Annotated in this window: 24 protein-coding genes; 13 read left to right on the forward strand and 11 right to left on the reverse strand. The window is 35.9% G+C overall.

Going from position 1 to position 24,838, the window contains the following annotated elements; translation table 11 throughout:
- Positions 1 to 8: 8 nt before the first annotated feature.
- From AB9K26_RS05350 to AB9K26_RS05360, 3 genes are read right to left on the reverse strand one after another with little or no spacing between them, the layout of a single operon-like run.
- On the reverse strand, positions 9 to 2,324 hold the full coding sequence (locus AB9K26_RS05350; RefSeq protein ID WP_369971506.1) for a TonB-dependent receptor plug domain-containing protein: 2,316 nt from the start codon (positions 2,322 to 2,324) through the stop codon (positions 9 to 11).
- Positions 2,317 to 3,213 carry a FecR family protein gene (locus tag AB9K26_RS05355; protein WP_369971507.1) on the reverse strand — a complete coding sequence of 299 codons (897 nt, stop codon included), beginning with the start codon at positions 3,211 to 3,213 and terminating at the stop codon, positions 2,317 to 2,319. The genes AB9K26_RS05350 and AB9K26_RS05355 overlap by 8 nt, the downstream gene beginning before the upstream one ends.
- 53 nt (positions 3,214 to 3,266) lie before the next feature.
- A complete protein-coding gene (locus tag AB9K26_RS05360; RefSeq protein ID WP_369971508.1) occupies positions 3,267 to 3,782 on the reverse strand; it encodes an RNA polymerase sigma factor in 516 nt (171 codons plus the stop codon).
- A 337-nt stretch (positions 3,783 to 4,119) separates the two neighbouring features.
- Here AB9K26_RS05360 and ffh point away from each other — a divergent pair, with 337 nt between their 5' ends.
- From ffh to AB9K26_RS05375, 3 genes are read left to right on the forward strand one after another with little or no spacing between them, the layout of a single operon-like run.
- Positions 4,120 to 5,448, forward strand: a complete 1,329-nt coding sequence (gene ffh, locus AB9K26_RS05365) for a signal recognition particle protein (protein ID WP_369971509.1) — start codon at positions 4,120 to 4,122, stop codon at positions 5,446 to 5,448.
- A 27-nt stretch (positions 5,449 to 5,475) separates the two neighbouring features.
- Positions 5,476 to 6,351, forward strand: a complete 876-nt coding sequence (locus AB9K26_RS05370; RefSeq protein WP_369971510.1) for a bifunctional 5,10-methylenetetrahydrofolate dehydrogenase/5,10-methenyltetrahydrofolate cyclohydrolase — start codon at positions 5,476 to 5,478, stop codon at positions 6,349 to 6,351.
- A gap of 20 nt (positions 6,352 to 6,371) precedes the next feature.
- Positions 6,372 to 7,088, forward strand: coding sequence for a TIGR02206 family membrane protein (locus tag AB9K26_RS05375; RefSeq protein WP_369971511.1), 717 nt, complete (start codon positions 6,372 to 6,374; stop codon positions 7,086 to 7,088).
- A gap of 8 nt (positions 7,089 to 7,096) precedes the next feature.
- On the opposite strand, the gene AB9K26_RS05380 is transcribed toward AB9K26_RS05375, so the two are convergent.
- From AB9K26_RS05380 to AB9K26_RS05410, 7 genes are all read right to left on the reverse strand, one after another.
- The gene (locus AB9K26_RS05380; RefSeq protein WP_369971512.1) at positions 7,097 to 7,519 is read right to left on the reverse strand and encodes a VOC family protein; all 423 of its coding nucleotides are present in this window, start codon (positions 7,517 to 7,519) and stop codon (positions 7,097 to 7,099) included.
- A gap of 12 nt (positions 7,520 to 7,531) precedes the next feature.
- The gene (locus AB9K26_RS05385; RefSeq protein WP_369971513.1) at positions 7,532 to 8,098 is read right to left on the reverse strand and encodes a hypothetical protein; all 567 of its coding nucleotides are present in this window, start codon (positions 8,096 to 8,098) and stop codon (positions 7,532 to 7,534) included.
- 63 nt (positions 8,099 to 8,161) lie between these two features.
- On the reverse strand, positions 8,162 to 8,932 hold the full coding sequence (locus tag AB9K26_RS05390; RefSeq protein ID WP_369971514.1) for a pseudouridine synthase: 771 nt from the start codon (positions 8,930 to 8,932) through the stop codon (positions 8,162 to 8,164).
- Between the two features lie 19 nt (positions 8,933 to 8,951).
- Complete coding sequence (locus AB9K26_RS05395; RefSeq protein WP_369971515.1) at positions 8,952 to 9,779, reverse strand: alpha/beta hydrolase; 828 nt, start codon at positions 9,777 to 9,779, stop codon at positions 8,952 to 8,954.
- Entirely contained in the window at positions 9,780 to 10,142 is a 363-nt protein-coding gene (locus AB9K26_RS05400; protein ID WP_369971516.1) for a cupin domain-containing protein, read from the reverse strand.
- 39 nt (positions 10,143 to 10,181) lie between these two features.
- A complete protein-coding gene (locus tag AB9K26_RS05405; RefSeq protein ID WP_369971517.1) occupies positions 10,182 to 10,739 on the reverse strand; it encodes a hypothetical protein in 558 nt (185 codons plus the stop codon).
- 26 nt (positions 10,740 to 10,765) lie between these two features.
- Positions 10,766 to 12,295: a helicase HerA-like domain-containing protein gene (locus tag AB9K26_RS05410; RefSeq protein ID WP_369971518.1), complete on the reverse strand. Its 1,530-nt coding sequence runs from the start codon at positions 12,293 to 12,295 to the stop codon at positions 10,766 to 10,768.
- A gap of 147 nt (positions 12,296 to 12,442) precedes the next feature.
- Here AB9K26_RS05410 and AB9K26_RS05415 point away from each other — a divergent pair, with 147 nt between their 5' ends.
- Positions 12,443 to 13,075 carry a 7-carboxy-7-deazaguanine synthase QueE gene (locus AB9K26_RS05415; RefSeq protein ID WP_369971544.1) on the forward strand — a complete coding sequence of 211 codons (633 nt, stop codon included), beginning with the start codon at positions 12,443 to 12,445 and terminating at the stop codon, positions 13,073 to 13,075.
- Between the two features lie 3 nt (positions 13,076 to 13,078).
- Here the strand turns inward: AB9K26_RS05415 and AB9K26_RS05420 are convergent, their stop codons facing one another.
- Complete coding sequence (locus tag AB9K26_RS05420) at positions 13,079 to 14,353, reverse strand: YCF48-related protein (RefSeq protein ID WP_369971519.1); 1,275 nt, start codon at positions 14,351 to 14,353, stop codon at positions 13,079 to 13,081.
- A gap of 173 nt (positions 14,354 to 14,526) precedes the next feature.
- On the opposite strand from AB9K26_RS05420, the gene asnB reads away from it, so the two are divergent.
- The 9 genes from asnB to AB9K26_RS05465 all read left to right on the forward strand — a co-directional run bounded on the left by asnB (position 14,527) and on the right by AB9K26_RS05465 (position 24,663).
- Positions 14,527 to 16,188: an asparagine synthase B gene (gene asnB, locus AB9K26_RS05425; RefSeq protein ID WP_369971520.1), complete on the forward strand. Its 1,662-nt coding sequence runs from the start codon at positions 14,527 to 14,529 to the stop codon at positions 16,186 to 16,188.
- A 205-nt stretch (positions 16,189 to 16,393) separates the two neighbouring features.
- Positions 16,394 to 16,963, forward strand: coding sequence for a DUF4870 domain-containing protein (locus tag AB9K26_RS05430; protein ID WP_369971521.1), 570 nt, complete (start codon positions 16,394 to 16,396; stop codon positions 16,961 to 16,963).
- Between the two features lie 19 nt (positions 16,964 to 16,982).
- On the forward strand, positions 16,983 to 17,693 hold the full coding sequence (locus AB9K26_RS05435) for a CPBP family intramembrane glutamic endopeptidase (protein WP_369971522.1): 711 nt from the start codon (positions 16,983 to 16,985) through the stop codon (positions 17,691 to 17,693).
- Positions 17,690 to 18,526, forward strand: a complete 837-nt coding sequence (locus AB9K26_RS05440) for a lysostaphin resistance A-like protein (protein ID WP_369971523.1) — start codon at positions 17,690 to 17,692, stop codon at positions 18,524 to 18,526. Before AB9K26_RS05435 ends, AB9K26_RS05440 begins: the two co-directional genes overlap by 4 nt.
- Before the next feature lie 274 nt (positions 18,527 to 18,800).
- Positions 18,801 to 20,738 carry a DNA topoisomerase (ATP-hydrolyzing) subunit B gene (gyrB, locus tag AB9K26_RS05445; RefSeq protein WP_369971524.1) on the forward strand — a complete coding sequence of 646 codons (1,938 nt, stop codon included), beginning with the start codon at positions 18,801 to 18,803 and terminating at the stop codon, positions 20,736 to 20,738.
- A 33-nt stretch (positions 20,739 to 20,771) separates the two neighbouring features.
- Complete coding sequence (locus AB9K26_RS05450) at positions 20,772 to 21,770, forward strand: hypothetical protein (protein WP_369971525.1); 999 nt, start codon at positions 20,772 to 20,774, stop codon at positions 21,768 to 21,770.
- 140 nt (positions 21,771 to 21,910) lie between these two features.
- Positions 21,911 to 22,927: a DUF6588 family protein gene (locus AB9K26_RS05455; RefSeq protein WP_369971526.1), complete on the forward strand. Its 1,017-nt coding sequence runs from the start codon at positions 21,911 to 21,913 to the stop codon at positions 22,925 to 22,927.
- A gap of 128 nt (positions 22,928 to 23,055) precedes the next feature.
- On the forward strand, positions 23,056 to 23,982 hold the full coding sequence (gene mdh / locus AB9K26_RS05460; RefSeq protein ID WP_369971527.1) for a malate dehydrogenase: 927 nt from the start codon (positions 23,056 to 23,058) through the stop codon (positions 23,980 to 23,982).
- Positions 23,983 to 24,057: 75 nt separating this feature from the next.
- Complete coding sequence (locus AB9K26_RS05465) at positions 24,058 to 24,663, forward strand: hypothetical protein (protein WP_369971528.1); 606 nt, start codon at positions 24,058 to 24,060, stop codon at positions 24,661 to 24,663.
- Positions 24,664 to 24,838: the final 175 nt, after the last annotated feature.

The following is a 24,838-nucleotide window of genomic DNA, read 5'->3' on the forward strand; positions in this document are numbered from 1 at the left end:
ATTTGGTTCTAGAATTGTACTCTAAAGCTCACATTTGGCGTAATTCCTAAAGACTGGTTTTCAATAGTTATCACGTTACCATTTTCATCTTTTGCAAAATAGGTGTTGATAATGTTTTTTCTATCGAATAAATTCCAAATAGAGGCTCCAATTTGAGCGTTTATCTTTTCTCCGAACTTAAATTTGTAAGTGGTTGAAACATCAGTTCTAAAATAATTATCCAAATTACTGCTATTGGGAGCTTTATATGTAATGATGTTGCTATTGGTGTTTTGATCTTCAGTTGGTAAGGTGAAAGGTTTGCCAGAATGCCAATTGAAGCCTAAAGCCAGTTTCAGGTTATCTAAAGTGTAGGTTCCTGCGAAGGTAGCAGCATGTCTTATGTCTAAGTTATTTCTGAAACTGATATTGTTGTTGAGGTTTTCAAACGTGTAATTATTATTGCTATACGAATAGCTTAGCCAGGTGCTAAATGGTTCAAACTGCTTATTGATTAAAAAATCAATACCACTTACTTGATATTTTCCAATGTCGTTAACCAATTGAAACTGGTTTTGAAACCCTTGACTTCTGCTGGTTATACCTTCTACGTTTTTGATATAGGCTTCTAGGCTAATTAGCAACTGATTCTTGTTGTAATGTACTCCCAAAGCACCTTGTACACTTTTAATGATGGGCACATCTTCATTATTTGATAAAATCCAGCGTCGTTTTTCAATCCCCAAAAAATCATTTTGTAAATCGATGATTTGCGAAGTAGTCTGACTTTTGAATTCGGCTAAAAATTCAAGCCTGAATTTGTTATTCAATTTGTGACTTACAGCCAATCTAGGTTCTGTAAAAAATTCAGAAAATTTTTCAATATAATTCGTTCTAATTCCTATTCTGGCGTAAGTGTTTTTGTTGCCTGATGTAAATTCTGCTTCGCCATAAATGGAATGCGTACGGTTGACTTCTCTTACAAAACTTGTGAAATTAGAGACATCAATATCTTCAAAATTACTTACGATGACTTCAGTAAACTGATAACCTCCATGTAATTTGAGATTGTCATCAATGTGATTGGTTGCATTGATTTTCAACCCAAGATCGTTCACTTCATTTTCTTGGTTTAGTCGCTCATTATTGATAACGTCATAATTTGTTGCTCTCAAATCATAATTTGAAACATAGAGTTGCGCTGTTGTGGTAAGTTTGTTATTCCAGTATTTTAAATACTGAACTCCAGTTGCAAAATTGTTTTGTTCTAAACTATTGGTCAAGGATTGATTAGGGTCTGAGCTTGATAACTGATCGTAATTCAAGCTATTGTTGATAGTTGAAAAATTAAAGCGAACTTGATCTTGATCCGTTATATCGTATAGTAGTTTGGCAGCGATGTCATAAAAATAGAACCGCTCATTATTTGAAACCGTTGAAGAGGTGTTTTGTGAGCTGTTTGAAAAATCTGTGTCTTGAAAAACACGTTGTAAGTATCGATCGTAAGTTGGTGTGAAAATAAAATCGGTCACTGAACGTCTTGCAGATAGTTGAACTTCTGCTTGTTTAGACAATGGGACTTTTGCAAATCCGTCGGCATGGATCAAGTTGAAACCAGCACCAGCTTTAAGGTCTTGGTCAAGACTGTTCGACTGTTTCATATCGATAACACTAGAAATGCCATCTCCATAAATAACACTAGTACCATTTTTTGAAACATTAATATTGGTAGTCAAGTAAGGATTAAACGCAGATACGAGTCCGAAAAAATGTCCAGATTGGTACATTTTTATACCATCCCATAGGATTAAGTTTTGATCGTGTGTACCACCTCTTACATTTATGTTTGAAACCGTTTCGTCAACACTTAAGATGCCTGGAAGTGCCTGAATGGTTTGAAGAATATCAGGCTCAATTAAGCCAGGTAAAATACCAAATTCAGCTGTTTTGATATGGACCTTTCCATCACTTTTCTTTGAGATGCCTTTAGTAAGATAATTAGTGATGACGACTTCTTCTAGCTTTTGCGTGATGAGCTCACTTAGTGGATTGATTTGTTTTGAAATGACAATATTGTGCTCATCAATTTTTATGAAATCAAGGTTGGTTTTAGATTTTAAATAATCTATCAGGTCATTAAGACTTAAAGACTCATCAGGACACTTAATGTCTATGTCAGCGATGGTTTGATCTACATAAGTAAAATGGATATTGTATTTTGTTTCCAACGCAGTTAAAACCTGAACAAGAGGTTGTGGTTCTGAAGATGTATTTTGAGCATAAGCATTAAAAACACCTACGGAAAGCAAAAACACAAAAAGAAGAAAAATCTTTTTTTTACTCACGTTTTAGTGTAATGATATTGTCTGTTTTACTATACGTTAAATGTAACGGTAAAGTAATGGATTTTAAGGCAATTTCAATATCATTATGAGTAAAACTTCCTGTAAATAATTGAGAATCGTCAATATTATTGAGGTTTACAGACATGTTGTACTGACGTTCAAATTCAGCAATGACTTCCCTATATGGCATGCTCTTGAATCGACTTAAGTTTTGAAGCCATGATGGTACAGATTGGTTTTCTTTTTCGGTAACAATAAATTTCCCATCTATAATCAAAAAGGAATCTCCTGGTAATAATGTCGCTTTTTCAGTTCCATGACTAACGGCTACTTTGCCTTCATAGCAACTAACCTCAAAAAAGTCCTCACGTTGTTTCACGTTGAATTGTGTTCCAAGAACAGTTACTAAACCTTTAGTGGTTAACACATCAAACTTTGAGCCTTTGGCAACTTTAAAAAATGCTTCGCCATCAAGGATGACTTCTCGTTTATCATTCCAAGAGTTTTCATTAAAACGCAAAGACGATAAAGCATTCAGTTCAGCAATAGAAGCATCTGGTAATTCAACGGTTTGTTTATGCGATGCTAAAGTGTTGACAGTGGTGTCAAGGGTTGTTGTGTAGTAATACACACCAAAGCAAATCACAAATACGGCAGCAATCTTGATCGCAGCAGACCACCAATTGATAGGCTTTTGAGTGCTGGATTTGATGGTGCCCATGACCGCATTCAGGTTCTCAGAAGTGTTGAATTCTGGAGCTTTGAACGATTTTAGACTTGAATCCAATTTCTGTAGTGCATCAAAATCTTCTAGCTGTTTAAAAGCCTCAAGTTCTTGCGCATTTAAGTCGTGATCTAGCCACTTTTTTATGAGTTCTTCTCGTTTCATATCAGTTCTTACGCCTATATAACAGTTTTACTATTAAAATTCCTACCTTCATGTTATAATTCGTCTATGTCTTCTCTTAATTTCTTTAAAGCGCCATAAATTCGCTTTTCTACAGCCTTCGTAGAAATATCTAAAATTTCAGCAATTTCCTTAAACCGTTTTCCTTCTACTCTGTTCATTAAGAAGGCTACACGTTGTGCTTCCGTTAAACTTGATATGGCTTTTTCTAATTTTTGAGCATATTCTTGTTCTTGCATCAAGAATTCAGGAGTAAGGTTTGTACTCGATTTAGGTTTTATTTGTTCAAACTTGCGAACCACCTTTTGGTGAGCATACGCATTTAACATCAAGTTGTTGGCAGTCGTGAATAAGAAACTCTTGGCTTTGTCAGGTGTTACTTTTCCACAATTTTCCCATAGTTTAATAAAAGCTTCTTGAACCTTGTCTTTCGGACTTAACCCATTCCCAAATTTGTAAAACAAGAAATTGTTTAAATCTTGGGCATACTTTTCATAAAGACGCGAGAACAGCTGTTCTTCACAAATATTTTTTTTGAATGGTTTGGACATCAGTCTCTACTATAGGGATAGAATTTTTTTTGTAAAGGTAGGGGATTTTTAAGTTTAGTTGTTATATAATCGAATGTATGGTTGAAACTTAATTTTAGTCCAAATTTAAAAGTTTTACCATCATTTAAGGTTATTTAATATTCATAAATTAGTAAAAAAACTGAACCGCTAAGTTTTTTAGTTTTAGTTTTTAGTTGGTAAAAAAGGATTGCTAGAAAAGGCAATCCTTTTTTTATTGAATTTATAAGCCATGACTTTATTTATACATCACAAATCCTTAAATTTGCAACTTTCGAAAGCGCGACAGATAGCGTGTTTAAATAAATGAAGATAGATTATGTTTAATAATTTAAGTGAAAAGTTAGATAAGGCCTTACATGTCTTAAAGGGACATGGTAGTATTACTGAGGTAAATGTTGCCGAAACGCTCAAAGAAGTTAGAAGGGCGCTGTTGGATGCCGATGTTAACTTTAAGATAGCAAAGGAGTTTACCAATAAAGTAAAAGATAAAGCCCTTGGTCAAAATGTATTAACAAGTTTGCAGCCAGGACAATTAATGGTCAAGCTTGTTAAGGATGAATTGACAGAACTTATGGGTGGTGATGCTGAAGGTATCAATCTGTCTGGTAATCCAAGCGTTATTTTAATGTCTGGTCTTCAGGGTTCAGGTAAAACCACATTTTCTGGAAAACTGGCTAATTATCTTAAAAACAAGAAGACTAAAAAACCATTGCTCGTAGCTTGTGATGTGTATCGTCCAGCGGCTATTGATCAGTTGCATGTAGTTGGCGATCAAATCAATGTTGAGGTTTATAGTGATAAAGGAAATTCTGATCCTGTTGCTATTGCACAAGCAGGTATTGCACATGCAAAGGCCAATGGTCATAATGTTGTGATTATTGATACGGCAGGTCGTTTGGCTGTTGATGAGGCAATGATGACCGAAATCTCCAATATTCACAAAGCAATTCAGCCTCAGGAAACATTATTTGTAGTCGATTCTATGACTGGTCAAGATGCTGTGAATACGGCTAAAGCCTTCAACGATATTTTGAATTTCGATGGTGTCATTCTAACCAAGTTAGATGGTGATACTCGAGGTGGAGCTGCCATTTCCATTAAGTCAGTTGTCAATAAACCAATCAAGTTTATTGGTACTGGTGAAAAGATGGAAGCTATCGATGTGTTTTATCCATCACGTATGGCAGATCGTATCCTTGGTATGGGAGACGTGGTGTCTTTAGTGGAAAGAGCACAGGAGCAATATGATGAAGAAGAAGCTAGACGTATTCAGAAGAAAATTGCTAAAAATAAATTTGGCTTTGACGATTTCTTGAAACAGATTCAGCAAATCAAGAAAATGGGGAATATGAAAGACCTCATGGGAATGATTCCTGGAGCTAGTAAAATGATGAAGAATGTCGATATAGATGATGATGCCTTTAAGGGTATTGAAGCCATTATCCATTCCATGACACCTGAAGAGCGATCCAATCCATCAATCATCAATGCAAGTCGAAAAAAACGTATTGGAAAAGGTTCAGGAACCTCAGTTCAAGAAGTGAATCAGCTATTGAAACAATTTGACCAAATGAGCAAGATGATGAAGATGATGCAAGGTGGAAAAGGTAAAGCCATCATGCAGGCTATGAAAGGAATGAGATAATCATCACAATATAAAAACTACACCAACATGACAATTTTAGACGGAAAAAAAGTAAGTAACGACATCAAAAACGAAATCAAGCATCAAGTTGATAAGATGAAGGACAAAGGGGAAAAAGTACCTCACCTTGCTGCTGTAATTGTTGGAAATGATGGAGCGAGCTTAACATATGTTGGAAGTAAAGTTCGCGCTTGTGAACGTGTTGGTTTTGAGTCTACAATGGTTAGAATGTCAAGCACGACAAGTGAAATAGAACTGCTTGATAAAATAAAGGAATTAAATGAGGATGATGATATCGACGGATTTATCATTCAGTTGCCTTTGCCACCACAAATCAATACCCAAAAGGTATTGATGGCTGTCGACCCAAAAAAGGATGTGGATGGATTTCATCCGGAAAACTTTGGGAAAATGGCGTTGGATATGAGTACATTTATTCCTGCTACGCCTTTTGGAATTTTAGAGTTATTGGAGCGCTATGGTGTAGAAACCGATGGCAAGCATACCGTCATTATTGGAAGATCGCACATTGTGGGTCGACCAATGAGTATTTTGATGGGAAGAAAAGGGTTTCCTGGGAATTCAACAGTAACTCTTACGCATAGCCACACCAAAAATATTACACAGATTACTTCCCAAGCAGATATTATTATTTCAGCATTAGGAGTGCCAAACTTCTTAAAGGCTGAAATGGTTAAAGATGATGCTGTTATTATTGATGTTGGAATCACTCGTGTTCAAGATGAAAGTTCACCAAGAGGTTACATTATCACAGGTGATGTCGATTTTGAAAATGTCAGTAAAAAAGCTAGCTACATTACACCAGTTCCTGGTGGTGTTGGGCCGATGACTATTGCCATGTTACTTAAAAATACCTTGTTGGCGAGAGAACAACGTATGTAACGTTTTTGCTATATTGCTTTATGCAATATTCAGCATTATTACTAAAACAACGCGTAACCATTGGAAGTTTAGATTTAGAGCATTTGCTTCCTATATTGCTTGGTGTGTTGTTTTCAATAGGTTTTATTTTATATGCCAAAAAGACATCAGTTGTAAAACGTAAAGACTTTCTATTTAATGCTTTGACCTTAAGTATTTCAGCAACAGTTGTCGTTTTTCATGTATATCATTTAGTATTTTCCAATTATAACTTCCGAACAGATTTGCCTTTGTACTTGTGTAGTCTTATGGCACTTGTCATTCCTTTGTTTTCTATTTATAAACGCTATTGGATGTTTGAAATATTAGTGTTTTGGATCATTGCAGGAACAATTCAAGGTGTCATTACTCCAGATATTGCAGTAGGGTTTCCAAGCTTTGATTATTTCAGATATTGGATTGTTCACTTAGGCTTACTTTCCGTAATATTTTATGCTATTGTAGTGTTTGGAATGAAACCACGATTTAAAAGTGTCTTCATTTCATTTGGTGCGCTACAAATTTATGTGGCTTTTATGGTAATTATCAATATTCTTATGGAATCAAATTACTTTTATTTGAATGAAAAGCCAAAATCAGCAACCTTATTGGATTATTTTGGGGAATGGCCTTATTATATTATCGTTGTTCAACTAATTATAACCCCATTGTTTTTACTTATTTACTTGCCGTTCTATTTTACAAGAAATAAGAGTTAGAAATTGTTTTATTTAGCAAAAAGCTGAGAGCGATCTTTGAATGCTTTAAATTCTAAAGCATTTCCTGAAGGATCTAAGAAAAACATAGTGGCTTGTTCGCCTATTTGACCTTTGAACCTTATGTAAGGCTCAATAATAAAAGTGATTCCTTTCGATCTTAATAAATCTGCAAATGATTTGAAAATTTCCCATTCTAAAACCACTCCAAAATGGGGAACAGGAACATCTTTGCCATCAACTAGATTAGTATGGAAATCTTCATTTTGCTTGGGTTTGAAATGAATAACCAATTGATGTCCAAAGATATTATAATCTACCCAATGGTCACTACTTCTGCCTTCTTCAAAATTAAGGATATTGGTATAGAAATGTCTACATTCTTCAAGATCATGAACTGGAATGGCTAAATGAAAAGGGGAAAGCTTACTCATAAATCAAATTTGTTATTTTGGTCTTGTGCATTCAATTTTCCAAGTTGGGAATACGACTTTTTCAGTTTTATCAACCCATTCTCCAACCCATTTATAGCCTTTTTTAGTAATGTCGTAAAATGTCAATCTATAATATCCTTCCATACCATTGGGTGCTTTTTGGTCACGATAAAGAACAATATTTCCTTCCTTGGTTTTATTTCCTTCCCAAGTTGGTAGAGTCGTTGAAGGTGCTCCTGAATTATAATAATGGACATACCATTTACTGCTGTCAGCAATAAATTGACGAATACTTCCAGAATGTTTCCCATCTGCCTTAATGGTTTCGTCTTGAACAGCCATACCATTCATAATATATTTCCATTCCCAAGTCATATCTACAGGATCAGCCCAAGTTTGGTCTTGGTTTCTTGACACGGATTTACAATTGCATTTTCCCATTAAGGCATCAAAATCTTTGATTTGTTGAGGTGCTTCGGGATTTGGTAAGCCAAAAGGATGCTTATCGGAAGCAGCATAATCGTTTTGTGAAAAGCTCAAAATTGAGCATAGAAATAAGAGTGATAATATTGATTTCATAAGGTGTTGATTTTCTTAAAATTAAATAAGAATCACTCAGCTCAATTGTTAATTGGGATTTATTTAACGTCTCTTTTTACGTGTGGGAGTAGGGGATTTGGGTTGAAAAGTTTTGCTAGAGTCACTCAACAAGTCATTTAAGGTCTTAAGCTCCTCTTTGGATAATTCTCTATACTTTCCAGTTGGCATATCAAGCTTAATATTCATGATACGAACTCTTTTTAAAGTTTGAACCTCATAGTTTAAATAATCGCACATACGACGAATTTGTCGGTTCAATCCTTGGGTCAAAACGATTTTGAAAGTATAGTTGTCAATTTTCTCTACTTTACAACGTTTGGTTTTCTGTTTGAGCTCTTCTATGTAAATGCCTTCAGACATTCTTTTTAAAAACACTTGGGAAATAGGTTTGTCTACCGTAACCTCATATTCTTTTTCGTGATTGTTGCTGGCTCTTAAAATTTTATTGACAATATCTCCATCATCAGTAAGTAAAATCAATCCTTCACTGGGCTTATCTAATCTCCCAATCGGAAAGATACGTTTATGGTAATTGATAAAATCGATGATGTTATCCTTTTCAACATTGGTATCAGTAGTGCAAACAATGCCTATTGGTTTATTGAAAGCGAGATAGGTGAACTTTTCTTTAGAATTTTCAACAGGTTTGCCATCAACACAAACATCATCTTCTGGCCTTATTTTTGTTCCCATTTCAGGGATTTGACCATTGATGGTTACGCGACCTGCTTCAATAAGTTTATCTGCTTCACGACGCGAGCAATACCCAGCTTCACTGAGAAACTTGTTAATACGTTTTAATTCTTCAGGCATGCGTCAAAAATACAACAAACTAATTACTTATGAATGAAACAATATGTTCCTCTACAGTATCACATTTTAAGCCGTGACCAATACCTTCCGTAGAAATTAGTTTGGCGTTTTTATAAAAGGTTTTAAAGTCCTCTGCATCACTATATGGAATAATGGTATCAAATTTATCATGAACCAAAAGTCCTTGGGCAGTAATAGCTTCAGTGAATTTAGCAGCGTTAAAATATTCAGGTTTTTGATGGAAGCGTTCATATACGATATTGTCCATTGCTTTTGAAACCCGTTTGCTGTATCCCATCATTTTAACATAACGGCTGAAAACACCTACAAAATTGGAAGGTGCGCCAAGCAATACTAATTTCTCAACGCTTGGTAAATTGTATTTATGTTGAAAAAAAGTCGTCGCCATACCACCAACAGAATGGCCAATGATAATATTAACGTTGAATTTTCTTGCTACGACATTAATGCATTCAGAATAGATTAGGGCATTGAATAGCTTGCCTCCAGATCTTCCATGTGCAGGAGCATCTAGGGCAATGACCTTGTAATCTAAAGCGACCAGTTTTTCTATAAGACTTCTCCATCTTACTGAATTGCTTTCCCAACCATGGGCCAACAAGACAACTTTTTTGTTGCCAAGCCATCTGTAGGTCATAATCTCGATATCATCACATTTGACCTCTTCAACATAAGCGGTTCCTAAAAAGTCTTTTTCAAGTTCCTTTAAGCGTTTCCGTCTCGGTGAAGAAAACAATCTTATGGCTATTTTTCCAGCTGCTTTTGGAGAAAATAATGCCACACCATTTATGAGTAGTCCAATACTCTTTGCAATAATTTTGCCCATCTATCCTTCTCGATTTACTAAATCCATTGAGAATGCAGGTGTGCAAATTGCAATATACTCACATGGCTCTGAAAATGGATTGGAATATTGTACTCTGGTATGCTTTTCAATTTTAATTGATTCTCCTTGTTTAAGAACAACGGTTTCATCCTCAATAATAAATTGTTTTTTCCCATTAACAATGAAGGTGTATTCGTCAAATTCAGGCGTTTGAAAAGGCTCGCTCCAGCCAGGAGGTGCTACCATGTGCGCTATACTAATGTTTTTATCACCATTAGAAGCGCGTCCAAAATGTTCTTTTATGACCTTCCCGTCAGTTGTAGGCACAACAAAAGGGGCATCTTGTACAAAGTATTTTTTCATTAGTTATTATTAGTTAGGGAAACAGGGTTAGTTGGGTGTTTACCAGTGTAGCATAAAAAATTTAATTTTAGCGTTATCAGGAATTTGAACCGCTTCTATATTTAAATCCATATTGAACCTAAGATTAGATGGTAATTCCTTTTTGTCTATTGAAAAACTTGCGTTGATTTCATTAACTGAAATCACAACAGAATTTATTAATGTTGATATTTTGGATATTTTATAAGTATCCTTAATATCCTTAAACGTACTTAATACTGAAATATTTTTGTCAGTTTTATATTTTGGGTCAACAATTTGAACGCTTTCTATTACAGCAGTTGAATCCAAGGCTTGAGATGGTGTAAGTACTAATAACTTTTTTCCTGTTTTATCAAGGATGACAATGTCATTGGTGTCATCAATAAATTCATCACCTTTAACCGATTTTACTATGGAGTCATTTGGGAAGGCCAACTCTATATCTTTTACTTTAGTCGAATCGGTTAGAAGGCCTATGTTTTGTTTACCAATTTGAAAAGGGTCTTGCTTTTGTTCTTTGGAACAGCTTGCTATAAGAATTGCAAAAAACAGCAAAGTTAAAATAGATCGAATCATTAGTTATGCTAAATAGGAGTTGTCGTTTATTTCATCATTTTCGTTAAAATACCAAGAACACTTCTAATGACAGTTGGACTTGATAAAACTTTAACAATAGGGTTTTGTCTTGTGCTCGTTCGTCTTGACCTTTTTTTGGTTTCGGCTTTTTTAAGTTCTTCGCGTTCTTTTCTGGCTTTTTCCTTAGCTTCTTCAGCTTCAGCAATCTCAATTTTTTTATTGAGCATTTCATAAGCGCTTTCACGATCTACTTCGTCATTGTACTTTTTAGCTAGTTTTGATTTACCAAGCAAAGTACTTAATTCGGTTTCGGTTAAGATATCCATTCTACTCATTGGTGCTCGCATCATAGTCGCTGCCAATGGTGTTGGTTTTCCTTTTTCATTTAAGGCAGACACCAAGGCTTCGCCAATCCCTAAGGAAGTTAGTACGTCAGCAGTATCGTAGAATGCTGTGTCAGGATAATTTTGTGCTGTAAGTTTGATGGCTTTCCTGTCTTTAGCCGTGAAAGCTCTCAAAGCATGTTGAATTTTGAGTCCGAGTTGCCCAAGTACTGCTTCAGGAACGTCTGTTGGGTTTTGGGTCACAAAATATAAGCCTACACCTTTACTTCTTATGAGTTTGACAATGCTTTCAATTTGATTCAGTAGTGCTTTTGAAGCCTCATTAAATATTAAATGCGCTTCATCAATGAACATGATTAACTCAGGTCTTCCTGTATCGCCTTGTTCTGGGAACGTCGTATAGATCTCTGCCAGCAGACTCAACATAAATGTTGAAAACAACTTCGGACGATCTTGAATATCTGTCAAACGGATAATATTAATGTATCCTCTGCCATCATTGTCTATTCTCAGCAAATCATCCACATCAAAAGAGGTTTCGCCAAAAAACAAATCGGCACCTTGTTGTTCAAGTTCGATGACCTTTCGTAAAATCGCACCAGTTGAAGCAGTGGAAATACGGCCGTAAGCTTCTGTAAATTCTTCTTTGCCTTCTTGTGTGGCATATTGAAGGATTTTTTTAAAATCCTTGAGGTCTAAAAGAGGTAATTTATGGTCATCACAATATTTGAAAATAACAGCGACAACTCCAGATTGTGTTTCGGTTAAATCTAGAATTCTAGATAGGAGTACAGGTCCAAACTCACTAACCGTTGCTCGTAGCCTAACACCATCTTGTTCGGATAAGGTAAGGACTTCAACAGGGAATGATTTGGGTTCAAAAGGTAAACCTATTTTCTCGTGACGCTCATCAATTTTTGGATGTCCTGGACTTGGTTGTGCTAAGCCACTTAAGTCTCCTTTAATATCCATTAATAACACAGGAATCCCTTGATCACTTAAATTTTCAGCTAAAACCTGAAGTGTTTTTGTTTTACCCGTTCCAGTTGCTCCAGCAATTAAACCGTGTCTATTCATGGTTTTTAGCGGAACATTTACAAAAGTATTGGTTAGTGTTTCGCCGTCTAAAATTGCAGATCCTAAAGTAATGTAATCTCCTTTACACGAATTACCTTCGGTAATTTCATTTATGAAGTCGTCTCTTCTTGCCATTGATTCAGAAAATTTGCATAAAAATAGTGTAATTTTAATCAAGTTTAAAATCAAAAATATTAACAGAGTTTACCACTGATATTCTTAAAGGCTTAAAACCTTTGATTTTATATGCAACTTGTAACTTTTGCAGTATATTTGCCAACTATGACAAGACGCGAACGACAAGAACTGATAGATAAAGGTCATTTACTGCCTTTGATGGAAGAGTTTTACACCATTCAAGGAGAAGGTTATCACAAAGGAACAGCTGCTTATTTTGTTAGAATTGGTGGTTGTGATGTGGGCTGTCATTGGTGTGATGTTAAAGAAAGTTGGTTAGCTGAATTACATCCACCTACGGAAACCTCTAAGATTGTCGAGAATGCTGTAAACTATAGCAATACCATTGTCGTCACTGGTGGTGAGCCCTTAACTTGGGATATGGGACCATTAACTGAGCAATTAAAGTCTAAAGGTGTTCAAACCCATATCGAAACGTCTGGCGCTTATAAATTAACAGGTGTTTGGGATTGGATTTGCTTGTCGCCTAAGAAAAATAAACTTCCAACACAGGAAGTATATAATAAAGCTCACGAATTAAAGTGTATCATCTATAACAAGGATGATTTCCGATTTGCAGAAGAGCAAGCTGAAAAAGTCAATTCAGATTGTATCTTATACCTGCAGCCTGAATGGAGCAAACGTGAGAAAATTATGCCTATGATTGTTGATTATGTTATGGCAAATCCTCAATGGAAAGTTTCGCTTCAAACCCATAAATACTTGAATATTCCTTAAGATCTATCGTTTTACGATTTTGATAGAGGAACGACCCGAATTATTGTGAAAATTCACAAAATAAACTCCTGATTCCATTTCGGAAAGATCAAAGCTGTAAGATTTCAAAGTGTGATGTAAGATAATATCTCTTGATAATTGTTTGATGTATTTTCCATTAACGTCATAAAGTTCAATGACAAGATTATCATCACTTGGAAAATCGATCGTAAACTCAAGAACATCTTTTATTGGGTTTCTTGATAGGGTTATATCTAGCTTATCTTCGGAATCATCAATTTCAATGTTTTGATTGCTCAAAGTATCTTCTGTAAATTTATAAACAGTAGTTCCTGAGGCATATGCCAAACTTGGGCTTAAAATGACAATCCTGTTAAGATTATTGCCTATATTCAAGTTAGTCCATGTTTGTCCGCCATCTAAGGTTTCATAAAACCCTGTGGTATGTCCTCCCATCCATCCTTGTGTTTCAGAAATAAAGCCAACAGCTTGGATATCGGTTTCAGGCGCATCATAGCTTGTCCATGTTTGTCCACCATTTGTAGACTTGATCAATTGTCCCAAATTAGGTGTTACAGAAGATACCGAACCAAACATGATGTCGTTATTTCCTGGAAGGGTTTGTAGTTTCCATACATAATCACCAGGTGAATTGGTATTGTAAATTTCAGTCCATGTCGATCCACCATCTGTGGTTTCCAAAATCAAACCACCATCAAAGTTTTTTCCTGAAGCGAAACCATGCATCTCATCAAGAAACAACACCTCAACCAGTGCATTGGCATAAGCCGACATGTCTGTTAGCGTCCAAGTGTCACCACTATCGGTAGATTTAATAATATGTGCAGGAGAAAAATAGGCACCACAACCATAAATAGTTGAGGTTCCAACGGCATCCAATCCGCAAATCGCATTTGGGTTCGGACTTATAGAAACTTCAGTCCATGAAGAACCACCATCAACGGTTTTGAAAAAAGATCCGTTTAAGGTTCCTAAGAAACCAATATTCGCATCAAGAAATTCAATATTTCTGAAATAATATCCGCCAGGAAGTTCACTTTCATTTAATTGTTCAGTCCATGATAATCCACCATCAGTAGTTTTATAAACGGCAGCATAGTATCCATTGGCAGCCCAACCTAAGTTTTCATTTAAAAAGAAGACATCATCAAAACGCTGTCCATTCGGATTGGAATAGGCATTTGGAGCCATTTGCCAACTAGCTTGTGCGCTAAGTTGTATCGTGCAGATAAGAAAAAGTAATTGAAGTGTTTTCATGGCAATAAGCTACTTTCAGATTTCAAAGTTAAGAATATGTTTTTATAGTTATGAATTTCATTTTTATATTATATTTATATAAATAGTTTTAATTTGAAACTAAATATTTAATTTATGTTTTAAATAATTCATTTAGGCTTCATATTTGTATCATAAATATTAAAATTAAGATTATGTGCGGAATTGTATGTGCATTCGATTTAAAACAAGATTCGGAAACATTAAGACCTCAGTTATTGGAAATGTCGAAAAAGATTCGACACAGAGGACCAGATTGGAGTGGGATTTATAGTGATGAAAAAGCCATTATGGCTCATGAAAGATTGGCCATTGTCGATCCGGCTTCTGGAAAGCAGCCGTTGTTCAGTAAAAACAAAAAATTTGTATTGGCTGCCAATGGTGAGATATATAATCATAGGTCATTAAGAGCACAATTTCCGGAATACGAGTTTCAAACAGAGAGTGACTGTGAAGTTATCCTGGCTTTATACCAAAAAAAGGGTGTCGATTTCGTTGATGAGCTCAATGGGATTTTCGGATTTGCCATATATGATGTTGAAAAAGATGAATATTTTATAGCGCGTGATCACATGGGCATCATTCCGCTTTACATTGGTTGGGATCAAAATGGAACCTTTTACGTAGCTTCAGAATTAAAAGCTTTGGAAGGTACATGCACCAAAATAGAATTGTTTCCTCCAGGACATTACTTTAGTAGTAAAGATGGTCAATTTGTAAATTGGTACAAACGCGATTGGGTTGATTACGATGCTGTAAAAGATAACGAGACGAGTATTGCCGATTTGCGAAAAGCTTTGGAAGATGCGGTACACAGACAACTGATGAGCGATGTACCTTATGGTGTATTGTTGTCTGGCGGATTGGATTCCTCGATTACGTCGGCCATTGCTAAGAAATATGCACAAATGCGTATCGAGGCCGATGACAAGGAACAAGCTTGGTGGCCACAATTACATAGCTTTTCTGTAGGTTTGGAAGGCTCTCCAGATTTGGCTGCAGCAAAGAAAGTAGCAGACCATATCGGAACGGTTCACCACGAAATTAAATTCACCATCCAAGAAGGTTTAGATGCCATAAGAGATGTGATTTATAATCTTGAAACCTATGATATCACCACAATTCGTGCGAGTACACCAATGTATTTAATGGCAAGGGTTATCAAATCTATGGGAATAAAAATGGTATTATCTGGTGAAGGTGCCGATGAATTGTTTGGTGGCTATTTATATTTCCATAAAGCGCCTAATGCTAAAGAGTTTCACGAAGAAACGGTGAGAAAGCTGAGTAAACTTCATATGTATGATTGCCTTAGAGCCAATAAAAGTTTAGCTGCTTGGGGAATTGAAGGGCGTGTTCCTTTTTTAGACAAAGAGTTTATGGACGTGGCTATGCGACTCAATCCGAAAGATAAAATGATAAACTCTGAACGTATGGAGAAATGGGTCGTGCGGAAAGCGTTTGAAGATATGCTACCTGAAAGTGTGGCTTGGAGGCAAAAAGAACAGTTTAGTGATGGTGTGGGTTACAGTTGGATTGATACCTTAAAAGCTATGGTCAATGAGGAGGTTAGTGATGAACAGCTGGCGAATGCGCATTTCCGTTTTCCAATTCAAACACCACAAAACAAAGAGGAATATTATTACAGAACTATTTTTTCTGAGCACTTCCCAAGTGATGCTGCCGCTTTAAGTGTTCCTCAAGAGCCTAGTGTGGCTTGTAGTACGAAAATAGCATTGGAATGGGATGAAGCTTTCAAAAACATGAATGATCCATCTGGAAGAGCCGTTGCCAAGGTTCATACGGATGCTTATTAGGTTAATTTTTGTTTTTTTAATTTAATAAATTGAGGTTGGTATTTATGCCAGCCTCTTTTGATATAAAATGATAGGATTTTATTTAAAAAGACATTCTTGTGGTTCGAAACCCTTATATTTACTGCAAATGACAGATAGGTGACATTTAAATGTCGTGTAAAAAACCAATTCTAAGTTCTAGATTTGTACCATCAAAATACACGAAATGAAAACTCAAACACTAAGCGAAAATTTAATCTATCAAAGAAAGCTAAAAGGGTATACGCAAGAAGAACTTTCTGGTAAAACCACAGTGGCTGTCCGCACGATTCAACGCATTGAAAAAGGTGATGTGCAACCACATTTACAGACGGTTAAATTATTGGCTGCAGGTTTAAATATTGAGGTTGAGGATTTGTTGGTTTTAGATGATCCTAATGAAGAGGTGGTGCAGCGTAAATGGATGTTGTTGATTCATGGCTCACCATTTTTCGGACTTATCATTCCTTTTGCGAATGTTCTCTTTCCCTTATTTATTTGGATCAGTAAAGCCAATGATAGCAAAATATATGATGAGCACGGAAGGGCTGTTGTCAATTTTCATGGGACAATAAATTTACTCATCATATTATCATTATTGATTTTTTTCGTGATTCCTGGATTTAACTTTTTTATTACAGGGGCTGTTTTTCTTTTCGGAATTATTGTAAGTCTTGTCAATGTCTCTTCAGCCTTAAACAAACAAACTTGTAGGTATCCTTTATCAATTCCTTTTTTGAAACCTAAAAAGGACTAACACAAAAAACATATAAGATATGCTAGGATTATTAGTCATAATAGTAATCTCATGGTTGCTATTGCATTTTATTGAAAATAAGTCTATTGATGCACTCGGTGTTGTGCCTAACCTTCATAGAATAAGTCAGTTTTTTATTGGGTGTTTTATTATTACAATAGTAGTGTTGATTAGCATCTATGTTGAAACCATAGTTTTGAATGTGAAATGGCAATTTAATGAAGTCAATTATAGAACGATTTTCAATGCCTTTGTCTACCATTTGAGGTCAGCTTTAACTGAAGACTTGTTATTTAGAGGAGCCATTCTTTATATTTTGATTCAAAGAATTGGAGCAACAAAAGCGATTTGGCTGTCTGCTATTCTATTCGGAATTTACCATTGGTTCTCTTATGGCATAATAGGAGAGCGTGCCATTTTGATGGCTTATGTTCTCTTGATTACTGGATGTACGGGTTATGTTTGGGCTTATAGCTTTTACAAAACCAAATCCATAGCCTTGGGTCTTGGGTTTCATTTGGGCTACAATTTGGTCATGTCTTTCTTTTTTGAATCACAACCTTATGGTCAATTGATCATGGAAATGACCTCTAAAGAAGCGCTTTTTGGTTGGAGCGAATTTATGTTCTCAATGTTTAAAGGGTTATTTCCATCAATACTGACTCTAATTTGTGTGAAATTATTACTGAAATCAAGACTGTATCCACAAACAGAAAATAAGGCAGTATGAAACACATGACAGAAAAATATCCCAATGTCTCAAGAATGATTTTGGTCATCGTATTGTTTGTCATAGTGCTTTTAATTAGCGGAATCGTTAATAGAGGTGTGATAAAGCAGTACGCGCCTTATGCATCCTGCATATTGTTATTTGTTGTCACTTGGTTTTTGCTCAAAACGGAAAAGAAATCGTTGAGTGGGCTAGGATTGAATTTCAGTTTGAAGAATGTTTTGCTTTTACCACTCGGTGTTCTAATTGGAGTTCTGGCACTTTTTGTAGCTAAGTATTTAAGAGCACTGTATTTGGGTGAAACATTCGAAATTTCAACATCAATAGATTATTGGGCTATCTTAATGGCATTCTATTTTATTTTGCCTCAAGTAGCTACCGAAGAGTTTTTGTTCAGAGGGTACCTATTTAAAAAAACCATAGAACTGTCTAATGTGATCGTTGCCAACATTATATTTTCAATTTTATTTATGTTAATTCATGTTTTAGATGAAGGTGTTTTGAGCAACACAGGTATGCTCATTCTTTTGGTAGTATCCATTCCTGTCGGACATTTATTGTTTGCAACCGCTTTGTTGAAGTCAAAAACATTATTCTTTCCAATAGGTATTCATTTGGGCAATAATTGGGCTACACGTCATTTGATTAGCAACGTAAACGATGGAAGCAGTTTCCTTTTTGTAACTAATGCAAATACCTTCGAAACATGGACGCCTTTTATTGGGTTCCTAATCATTTTTAACGGATTTTTCCTGTTGGTGACTTTTGTGATCTGGAAATGGGACAGACTAAAAACTTATTCTAGTTTCTTTAATTATTTTCTATTGAAATAGAGTAGTAGAATACCGACATAAATGAATTCTAAGGCACTTTGGTTTTTTTTAGTTTTTCACTAAGCATTAAAAATACCAAAATTCAATTTAAGCTGCTTTTTAGCCGATTTAAGACATTTTTGTGTAATTAACAATTGTTGATAATTATCGACTATATTCCATAAAAAGCTTTAAAAACCCTGGTTTATTTCGTATATTTGTTTGTACTCAGAAGAGACGCTCAAAAGCGTCTTTTTTGTGTATTAATATTAGATAAACAAGATATTTTAATACTATGAGTGAAGAAAAGAAAAAACAATATTCTGCCGATAGCATTCAGGCTCTTGAGGGAATGGAGCACGTACGTATGCGTCCATCCATGTATATTGGTGATGTTGGCACACGAGGATTACATCATTTAGTGTATGAAGTCGTCGATAACTCCATCGATGAGGCTTTGGCTGGACATTGTAACAATATTACCGTAACTATTAATGAGGACAACTCTATCACAACTGAAGATGATGGTAGAGGTATTCCAGTAGATATTCATAAGAAAGAAGGCATCTCGGCTTTAGAGGTCGTAATGACTAAAATTGGAGCTGGTGGTAAGTTCGATAAGGATTCCTATAAAGTTTCTGGTGGTTTGCATGGTGTTGGTGTAAGTTGTGTAAATGCCTTATCTGAGCATTTAAAGGCGACTGTTCATCGCGATGGGAAAATTTGGGAACAAGAATATGAAAGAGGAAAAACCTTGTATCCTGTTAAAGCTGTTGGTGAAACTGATAAAAGAGGTACCATAGTAACCTTTAAGCCTGATCCGCAGATTTTTAAGCAAACACTTGAGTATAGCTACGATACCTTGGCGAGTCGTTTACGTGAATTAGCTTACTTAAACAAAGGTATTACCATTCATCTTATAGATAGAAGATCCCAAAAGGAGGATGGTTCGTTTGAAGGAGAAACCTTCCATTCGGAAGAAGGATTAAAGGAATTTATAAAATTTCTTGATGGAAATAGAGAGCCATTAATGCAAGATGTCATTGCCTTTGAAGGAGAGAAAAATGATATTCCTGTTGAGGTTGCCATGGTTTATAATACGTCTTATGCTGAAAATTTGCATTCGTATGTAAATAATATCAACACCCATGAAGGTGGAACGCATTTAACTGGTTTCAGACGTGGTCTGACACATACCTTGAAAAAGTATGCTGACGATTCTGGAATGTTGGATAAACTGAAGTTTGATGTCTCTGGAGATGATTTCCGAGAAGGCTTAACAGCAATTGTTTCCGTTAAGGTTGCTGAACCTCAATTTGAGGGTCAAACCAAAACCAAACTAGGAAACAGAGAGGTCTCAGCTTCTGTGAGCCAAGCGGTTTCAGAAATGTTAACCGATTATTTGGAGGAACATCCAGATGATGCTAAAACCATTGTGCAAAAGGTCATCTTAGCGGCGCAAGCACGTCATGCAGCTCAAAAGGCTCGTGAAATGGTACAGCGTAAAACCGTTATGAGTATTGGTGGTTTGCCTGGAAAATTAAGCGATTGTTCGGAACAAGATCCAGCACAATGTGAAGTGTTCTTGGTTGAGGGTGATTCTGCAGGTGGAACAGCTAAGCAAGGTCGCGATCGAAAATTTCAAGCTATTTTGCCATTACGTGGTAAAATCCTGAACGTAGAAAAAGCCATGCAGCATAAAGTCTTCGAAAACGAAGAAATCAAGAATATTTTTACGGCGCTTGGTGTTACCATCGGAACAGAGGAAGATAGTAAAGCCTTGAACCTCTCCAAATTGAGATACCATAAAATCGTCATCATGTGTGATGCCGATATTGATGGTAGTCACATCGCGACGTTGATTTTAACATTCTTCTTCCGCTACATGAAGGAATTGATTGAACAAGGGCACGTTTACATTGCTACACCTCCTTTATACTTGGTGAAAAAAGGTGCCAAAAAACAATATGCTTGGTCTGACAAAGAGCGTGATCAAATCTCTAGTGATTTTGGAGGTAGTGTGAGCGTTCAGCGTTATAAAGGTCTTGGGGAAATGAATGCTGAACAGCTTTGGGATACGACCATGAATCCTGAATTCAGAACCTTGAGACAAGTCAATATCGATAATGGTACCGAAGCAGACCGTATTTTCTCTATGCTTATGGGAGATGAAGTGCCACCTCGTAGGGAATTTATTGAAAAGAACGCAATTTATGCTAATATTGATGCGTAATTTGTTTAATTTAAGTTTAAGTAAAAAAAACACATGAAAAAACTAACTCTTTTTTTAATCTCAATTGTTTTATTTGGATGTAGTAGTAGCAGTGATTCTGAGGAGGAAGAGCCTCAAGGACAATGCGGAACGGTCACCATTACCAACGTTACACAAAATTTTGAAACATTGACGATTTCATGGCAATCTCAAGGTAATTTCAATTATTTTGAAATTGGTTATGATGCGACCAGTAATATAAGTGGTCCAATTAACAACAACAATAGTAATACCAATTCTAGTCTGCCATTTAGTAATTTATTGACTACTTCAAATAGTTCTTCTGCATCTGATGAAGCAAATGCTGAAGAATTGAACTTTTATGCGCAGCAAAATGAAACCTTCAGTTTTTACATTAGAGCCCAATGCGCAAATGGCCAATTCACAAATTGGAACGGACCATTTATTTTACAACTAGATGAGTTCTGTGAAAAGCCATATGATTTAAATATTTTTGCTGATCAATTAAGTTGGAGCTTTAATGGCTTTGCTATTACCAATGCTTCGTATTTTCAAGTAGAGTATGGTTTGCAAGGTTTTCAATTAGGAAATGGTTCACAAAGCATTTCGAATGATATGTTTGTTGATGGATTTGCAATGGAACAAGGTAATGCCTATGATTTTTATGTGCGAGCATTTTGTGAGAATAACTTAGGTTGGGGCGATTGGGCTGGACCAATAAGTTATTTTGCAGAACAAGACTTCAATTTGTGCAATCCACCATCTAATCTTCAGTATTTTGTTGAATTCATCAGTGGAAGTTCCGCAGGTGTTAGATTTGAATGGGATTATAATGGAGAAACAGAATTTGAACATGTTTTGGTGTCAAATAACGCAGATCCAAGTACAGGTAATATTAGTACTAGCGATACCTTTGGCTGGCCTGTATATACGGGATTGAGCACATTTGCAGATTATGACTTTTATGTAAGAGGTGTTTGCAATGACGGGACAAGAACCGCTTGGGCTGGACCATTGGATGTCAATCCGTAAGAGTAAAATTTAAACAAATTAAAAGCAATCATTTCTCAATGGTTGCTTTTTTATTTTGATAAAATCCACTGTACCTAGAATAATCGTATATTAAATACGTTAGAACAATAGAAACAATTAACACCCAAATCTATCCCGATATGAATCGAAAAATTTTAATTATTAAACTACTTTTCCTAAGCTCTTTTTTTTGTTCAGCTCAAGATGATATCAATGATTTGTTGGCTGCTGGTGTTCAAGATGCTGAACGCTTTGCTTCCGATTATTTTTTGCCGGCAACGGAAGGCCTAGCTTATGGTATGAATAACGGTTGGTTCAATAATGCCAAAGCATCAAAACGCTTTGGGTTTGAGCTCTCGATTATTGGTAATGTATCACTAATAAATGACGATAAGAAGTCGTTCGAAATGCGTGCGTCAGACTATCAGAATATTAGATTTCCAGATAATAGTGCTTCAAAAACTGTAGCAACTGCTTTAGGTGAAAATAATCCAGATATCACTGTCATTGTAACTTATGATGATCCTATTTTTGGTGATCAGGAAATTGAGCTAACCTTACCAACAGGTATAGGTTCTGGAAATATCAATGTGATTCCTACAGCATTTCTGCAAGCTAGTTTTTCGCCTTTTAAAGGGACGCAGTTAAAAGGACGCTATTTCCCAAAAGTAGATACTGAAGACACAAAGGTTGGATTATACGGTTTAGGTATACAGCAAGAATTTACAAGTTGGTTGCCAGCTGATAAAATATGGCCAGTCGCGATATCAGGTCTCATTGCCTATACGCATCTCGACGGAAGCTATGATTTTACGGACGCGCAAGTGGTTGAAGGTGAAAACCAACGCGTTGAAACCAATGTCAATACAATGCTCTATCAACTGATTGTTGGAACCCGATTGAAAATCATAAACTTTTATGGTGGACTCGGTTATATTTCTGGTAAGTCCAAAACAGATTTGTTAGGGACGTATGTTGTCAACAACAATGTCTTGTTTGCCAGTGCAATTGTAGATCCGTTCTCGATAGAAGAAGATATTTCTGGAACAAGAGCGACCTTAGGAACACATTTAAAACTTGGATTTTTTGGCTTAAATGCCGATTATACGTTTGCCGAATTTGATAGTGCTAGCTTAGCCTTGAATTTTTCGTTTTAAAAAGCTTTAGCTTAAGTAAGTTAGATATAAAAGTGTAAGATTTTATCTTGCACTTTTTCTTTATAAAGACATCAAAATTTCGTAATTTTGCACTCTCAAATAACCACACAAATTTAAAACATAAAAACATGAAAGTAACAGTAGTTGGCGCAGGTGCAGTAGGTGCAAGTTGTGCAGAATACATTGCAATTAAAAACTTTGCTTCTGAAGTCGTAATCTTGGATATTAAGGAAGGGTATGCCGAAGGAAAAGCAATGGACTTGATGCAGTGCGCTTCTTTAAATGGATTCGATACCAAAATCACAGGAAGTACCAATGATTATTCTAAAACAGCAAATAGTGATATTTGTGTGATCACTTCTGGAATTCCAAGAAAACCTGGAATGACTCGTGAAGAATTGATTGGGATCAATGCTGGAATTGTTAAGTCCGTTTCTTCAAGTTTGGTTGAACATTCACCAAACACCATTATCATTGTGGTAAGCAATCCTATGGATACGATGACCTATTTGGTGCATAAAACTACTGATTTACCTAAGCATAGAATCATAGGAATGGGTGGAGCTTTAGACTCTGCACGTTTCAAATACAGATTAGCCGAAGCCATGAATGCTCCTATTAGTGATGTAGATGGAATGGTGATTGGCGGTCACAGCGATAAAGGAATGGTGCCTTTAACATCTCATGCTACTAGAAACAGTATCAAGGTTTCTGAGTTTTTATCTGAAGAACGTCTAGACCAGGTGAAGGAAGATACCAAAGTTGGAGGTGCTACTTTAACCAAGTTATTAGGGACGTCTGCTTGGTATGCTCCAGGTGCTGCAGTTTCTGGATTGGTTCAAGCCATTGCTTGCGACCAAAAGAAAATGTTCCCTTGTTCTACCTTATTGGATGGAGAGTATGGTTTAAGTGATTTGTGTATTGGAGTTCCAGTGATTCTGGGACGTAATGGAATTGAGAAAATCGTTGATGTACCTTTGAGCGATGCTGAAAAAGCGCACATGGCAGAAAGTGCTGAAGGTGTTAAGAAAACAAATGGGTTGTTAGAGTTTTAATAATCTGATTCTTATAATTTTACTAAAAATAAGGGCTGTATTTAGCAGTCCTTATTTTTATTATATATTTGGCGCATGAATAAAAAATGGTATATAAGTGCTCTTGTAGTGGTTCTCGCCTTTTTAGGTGGCATCATTACACAAGAACAAATATCTAAGCCGAATCAGGAAATTGTATTGCAGTTTACCAGTAATACGGTTACAACAGATGAGGCCGATACTGCCATTTCTTCCATTACTGAACAACTTCACGCTGTTGGTGTTACCAATATTCAAGTTACTGAATATCATAAAGGACAGCTTAAAATTGTTTACCATAGCAATGCTGATATATCGAGCATAAAAGATATTCTATCTAAGGAGAAATCAATTGGAAACGATACAGAGCTTCCTCTTGAACTACCTTCAGAACATTACAAAGTTGCTTATAATCTAGATGTTTATGAGCTTCAGGATGTTCATGATGGAGAGTTAAAATTCCAAGGTGCGTTAGGTTTTGACCATAAGGGAAGCCAAGAGCTGATCCATAGTCCGAATCCGTATGCTAACGTAAATATCTACAATTACTCAGTTGCCCAATTACAAAATTATGATGTAGCTGAGCATTATAAATATGTTGCGATTTCGCATAACCATATTGCTTACAAAATTCCTGAGGTTCGAGCCGGACCAACTTCTTAAAACTACTATTTACTAACACAATCTTGATGAGTTGTGTCGTATCTAACATCAGTTTTTCGGTAGTTTATCGAAAAGCTGCCCAAAACAATCATATAACCACAATAAATAATTGTCAAATTTAAAGTAAAGTCTATATTTGCTTTCCGAAAATTTGACCCATTAAACACATAAAATA

Source organism: Psychroserpens sp. XS_ASV72 (genome assembly GCF_041224425.1).
Classification (GTDB): Bacteria; Bacteroidota; Bacteroidia; order Flavobacteriales; family Flavobacteriaceae; genus Psychroserpens.

Coding starts and splice junctions, on each gene's coding strand:
- AB9K26_RS05420 (WP_369971519.1), bottom strand. CDS start 14,353: ATGAAAACACTTCAATTACTTTTTCTTATCTGCACGATACAACTTAGC.
- AB9K26_RS05465 (WP_369971528.1), top strand. CDS start 24,058: ATGAATAAAAAATGGTATATAAGTGCTCTTGTAGTGGTTCTCGCCTTT.
- ffh (WP_369971509.1), top strand. CDS start 4,120: ATGTTTAATAATTTAAGTGAAAAGTTAGATAAGGCCTTACATGTCTTA.
- gyrB (WP_369971524.1), top strand. CDS start 18,801: ATGAGTGAAGAAAAGAAAAAACAATATTCTGCCGATAGCATTCAGGCT.
- AB9K26_RS05415 (WP_369971544.1), top strand. CDS start 12,443: ATGACAAGACGCGAACGACAAGAACTGATAGATAAAGGTCATTTACTG.
- AB9K26_RS05455 (WP_369971526.1), top strand. CDS start 21,911: ATGAATCGAAAAATTTTAATTATTAAACTACTTTTCCTAAGCTCTTTT.
- AB9K26_RS05370 (WP_369971510.1), top strand. CDS start 5,476: ATGACAATTTTAGACGGAAAAAAAGTAAGTAACGACATCAAAAACGAA.
- AB9K26_RS05440 (WP_369971523.1), top strand. CDS start 17,690: ATGAAACACATGACAGAAAAATATCCCAATGTCTCAAGAATGATTTTG.
- AB9K26_RS05355 (WP_369971507.1), bottom strand. CDS start 3,213: ATGAAACGAGAAGAACTCATAAAAAAGTGGCTAGATCACGACTTAAAT.
- AB9K26_RS05405 (WP_369971517.1), bottom strand. CDS start 10,739: ATGATTCGATCTATTTTAACTTTGCTGTTTTTTGCAATTCTTATAGCA.
- AB9K26_RS05360 (WP_369971508.1), bottom strand. CDS start 3,782: ATGTCCAAACCATTCAAAAAAAATATTTGTGAAGAACAGCTGTTCTCG.
- AB9K26_RS05430 (WP_369971521.1), top strand. CDS start 16,394: ATGAAAACTCAAACACTAAGCGAAAATTTAATCTATCAAAGAAAGCTA.
- AB9K26_RS05395 (WP_369971515.1), bottom strand. CDS start 9,779: ATGGGCAAAATTATTGCAAAGAGTATTGGACTACTCATAAATGGTGTG.
- AB9K26_RS05375 (WP_369971511.1), top strand. CDS start 6,372: ATGCAATATTCAGCATTATTACTAAAACAACGCGTAACCATTGGAAGT.
- mdh (WP_369971527.1), top strand. CDS start 23,056: ATGAAAGTAACAGTAGTTGGCGCAGGTGCAGTAGGTGCAAGTTGTGCA.
- AB9K26_RS05390 (WP_369971514.1), bottom strand. CDS start 8,932: ATGCCTGAAGAATTAAAACGTATTAACAAGTTTCTCAGTGAAGCTGGG.
- AB9K26_RS05410 (WP_369971518.1), bottom strand. CDS start 12,295: ATGGCAAGAAGAGACGACTTCATAAATGAAATTACCGAAGGTAATTCG.
- AB9K26_RS05380 (WP_369971512.1), bottom strand. CDS start 7,519: ATGAGTAAGCTTTCCCCTTTTCATTTAGCCATTCCAGTTCATGATCTT.
- AB9K26_RS05400 (WP_369971516.1), bottom strand. CDS start 10,142: ATGAAAAAATACTTTGTACAAGATGCCCCTTTTGTTGTGCCTACAACT.
- AB9K26_RS05435 (WP_369971522.1), top strand. CDS start 16,983: ATGCTAGGATTATTAGTCATAATAGTAATCTCATGGTTGCTATTGCAT.
- AB9K26_RS05450 (WP_369971525.1), top strand. CDS start 20,772: ATGAAAAAACTAACTCTTTTTTTAATCTCAATTGTTTTATTTGGATGT.
- AB9K26_RS05385 (WP_369971513.1), bottom strand. CDS start 8,098: ATGAAATCAATATTATCACTCTTATTTCTATGCTCAATTTTGAGCTTT.
- asnB (WP_369971520.1), top strand. CDS start 14,527: ATGTGCGGAATTGTATGTGCATTCGATTTAAAACAAGATTCGGAAACA.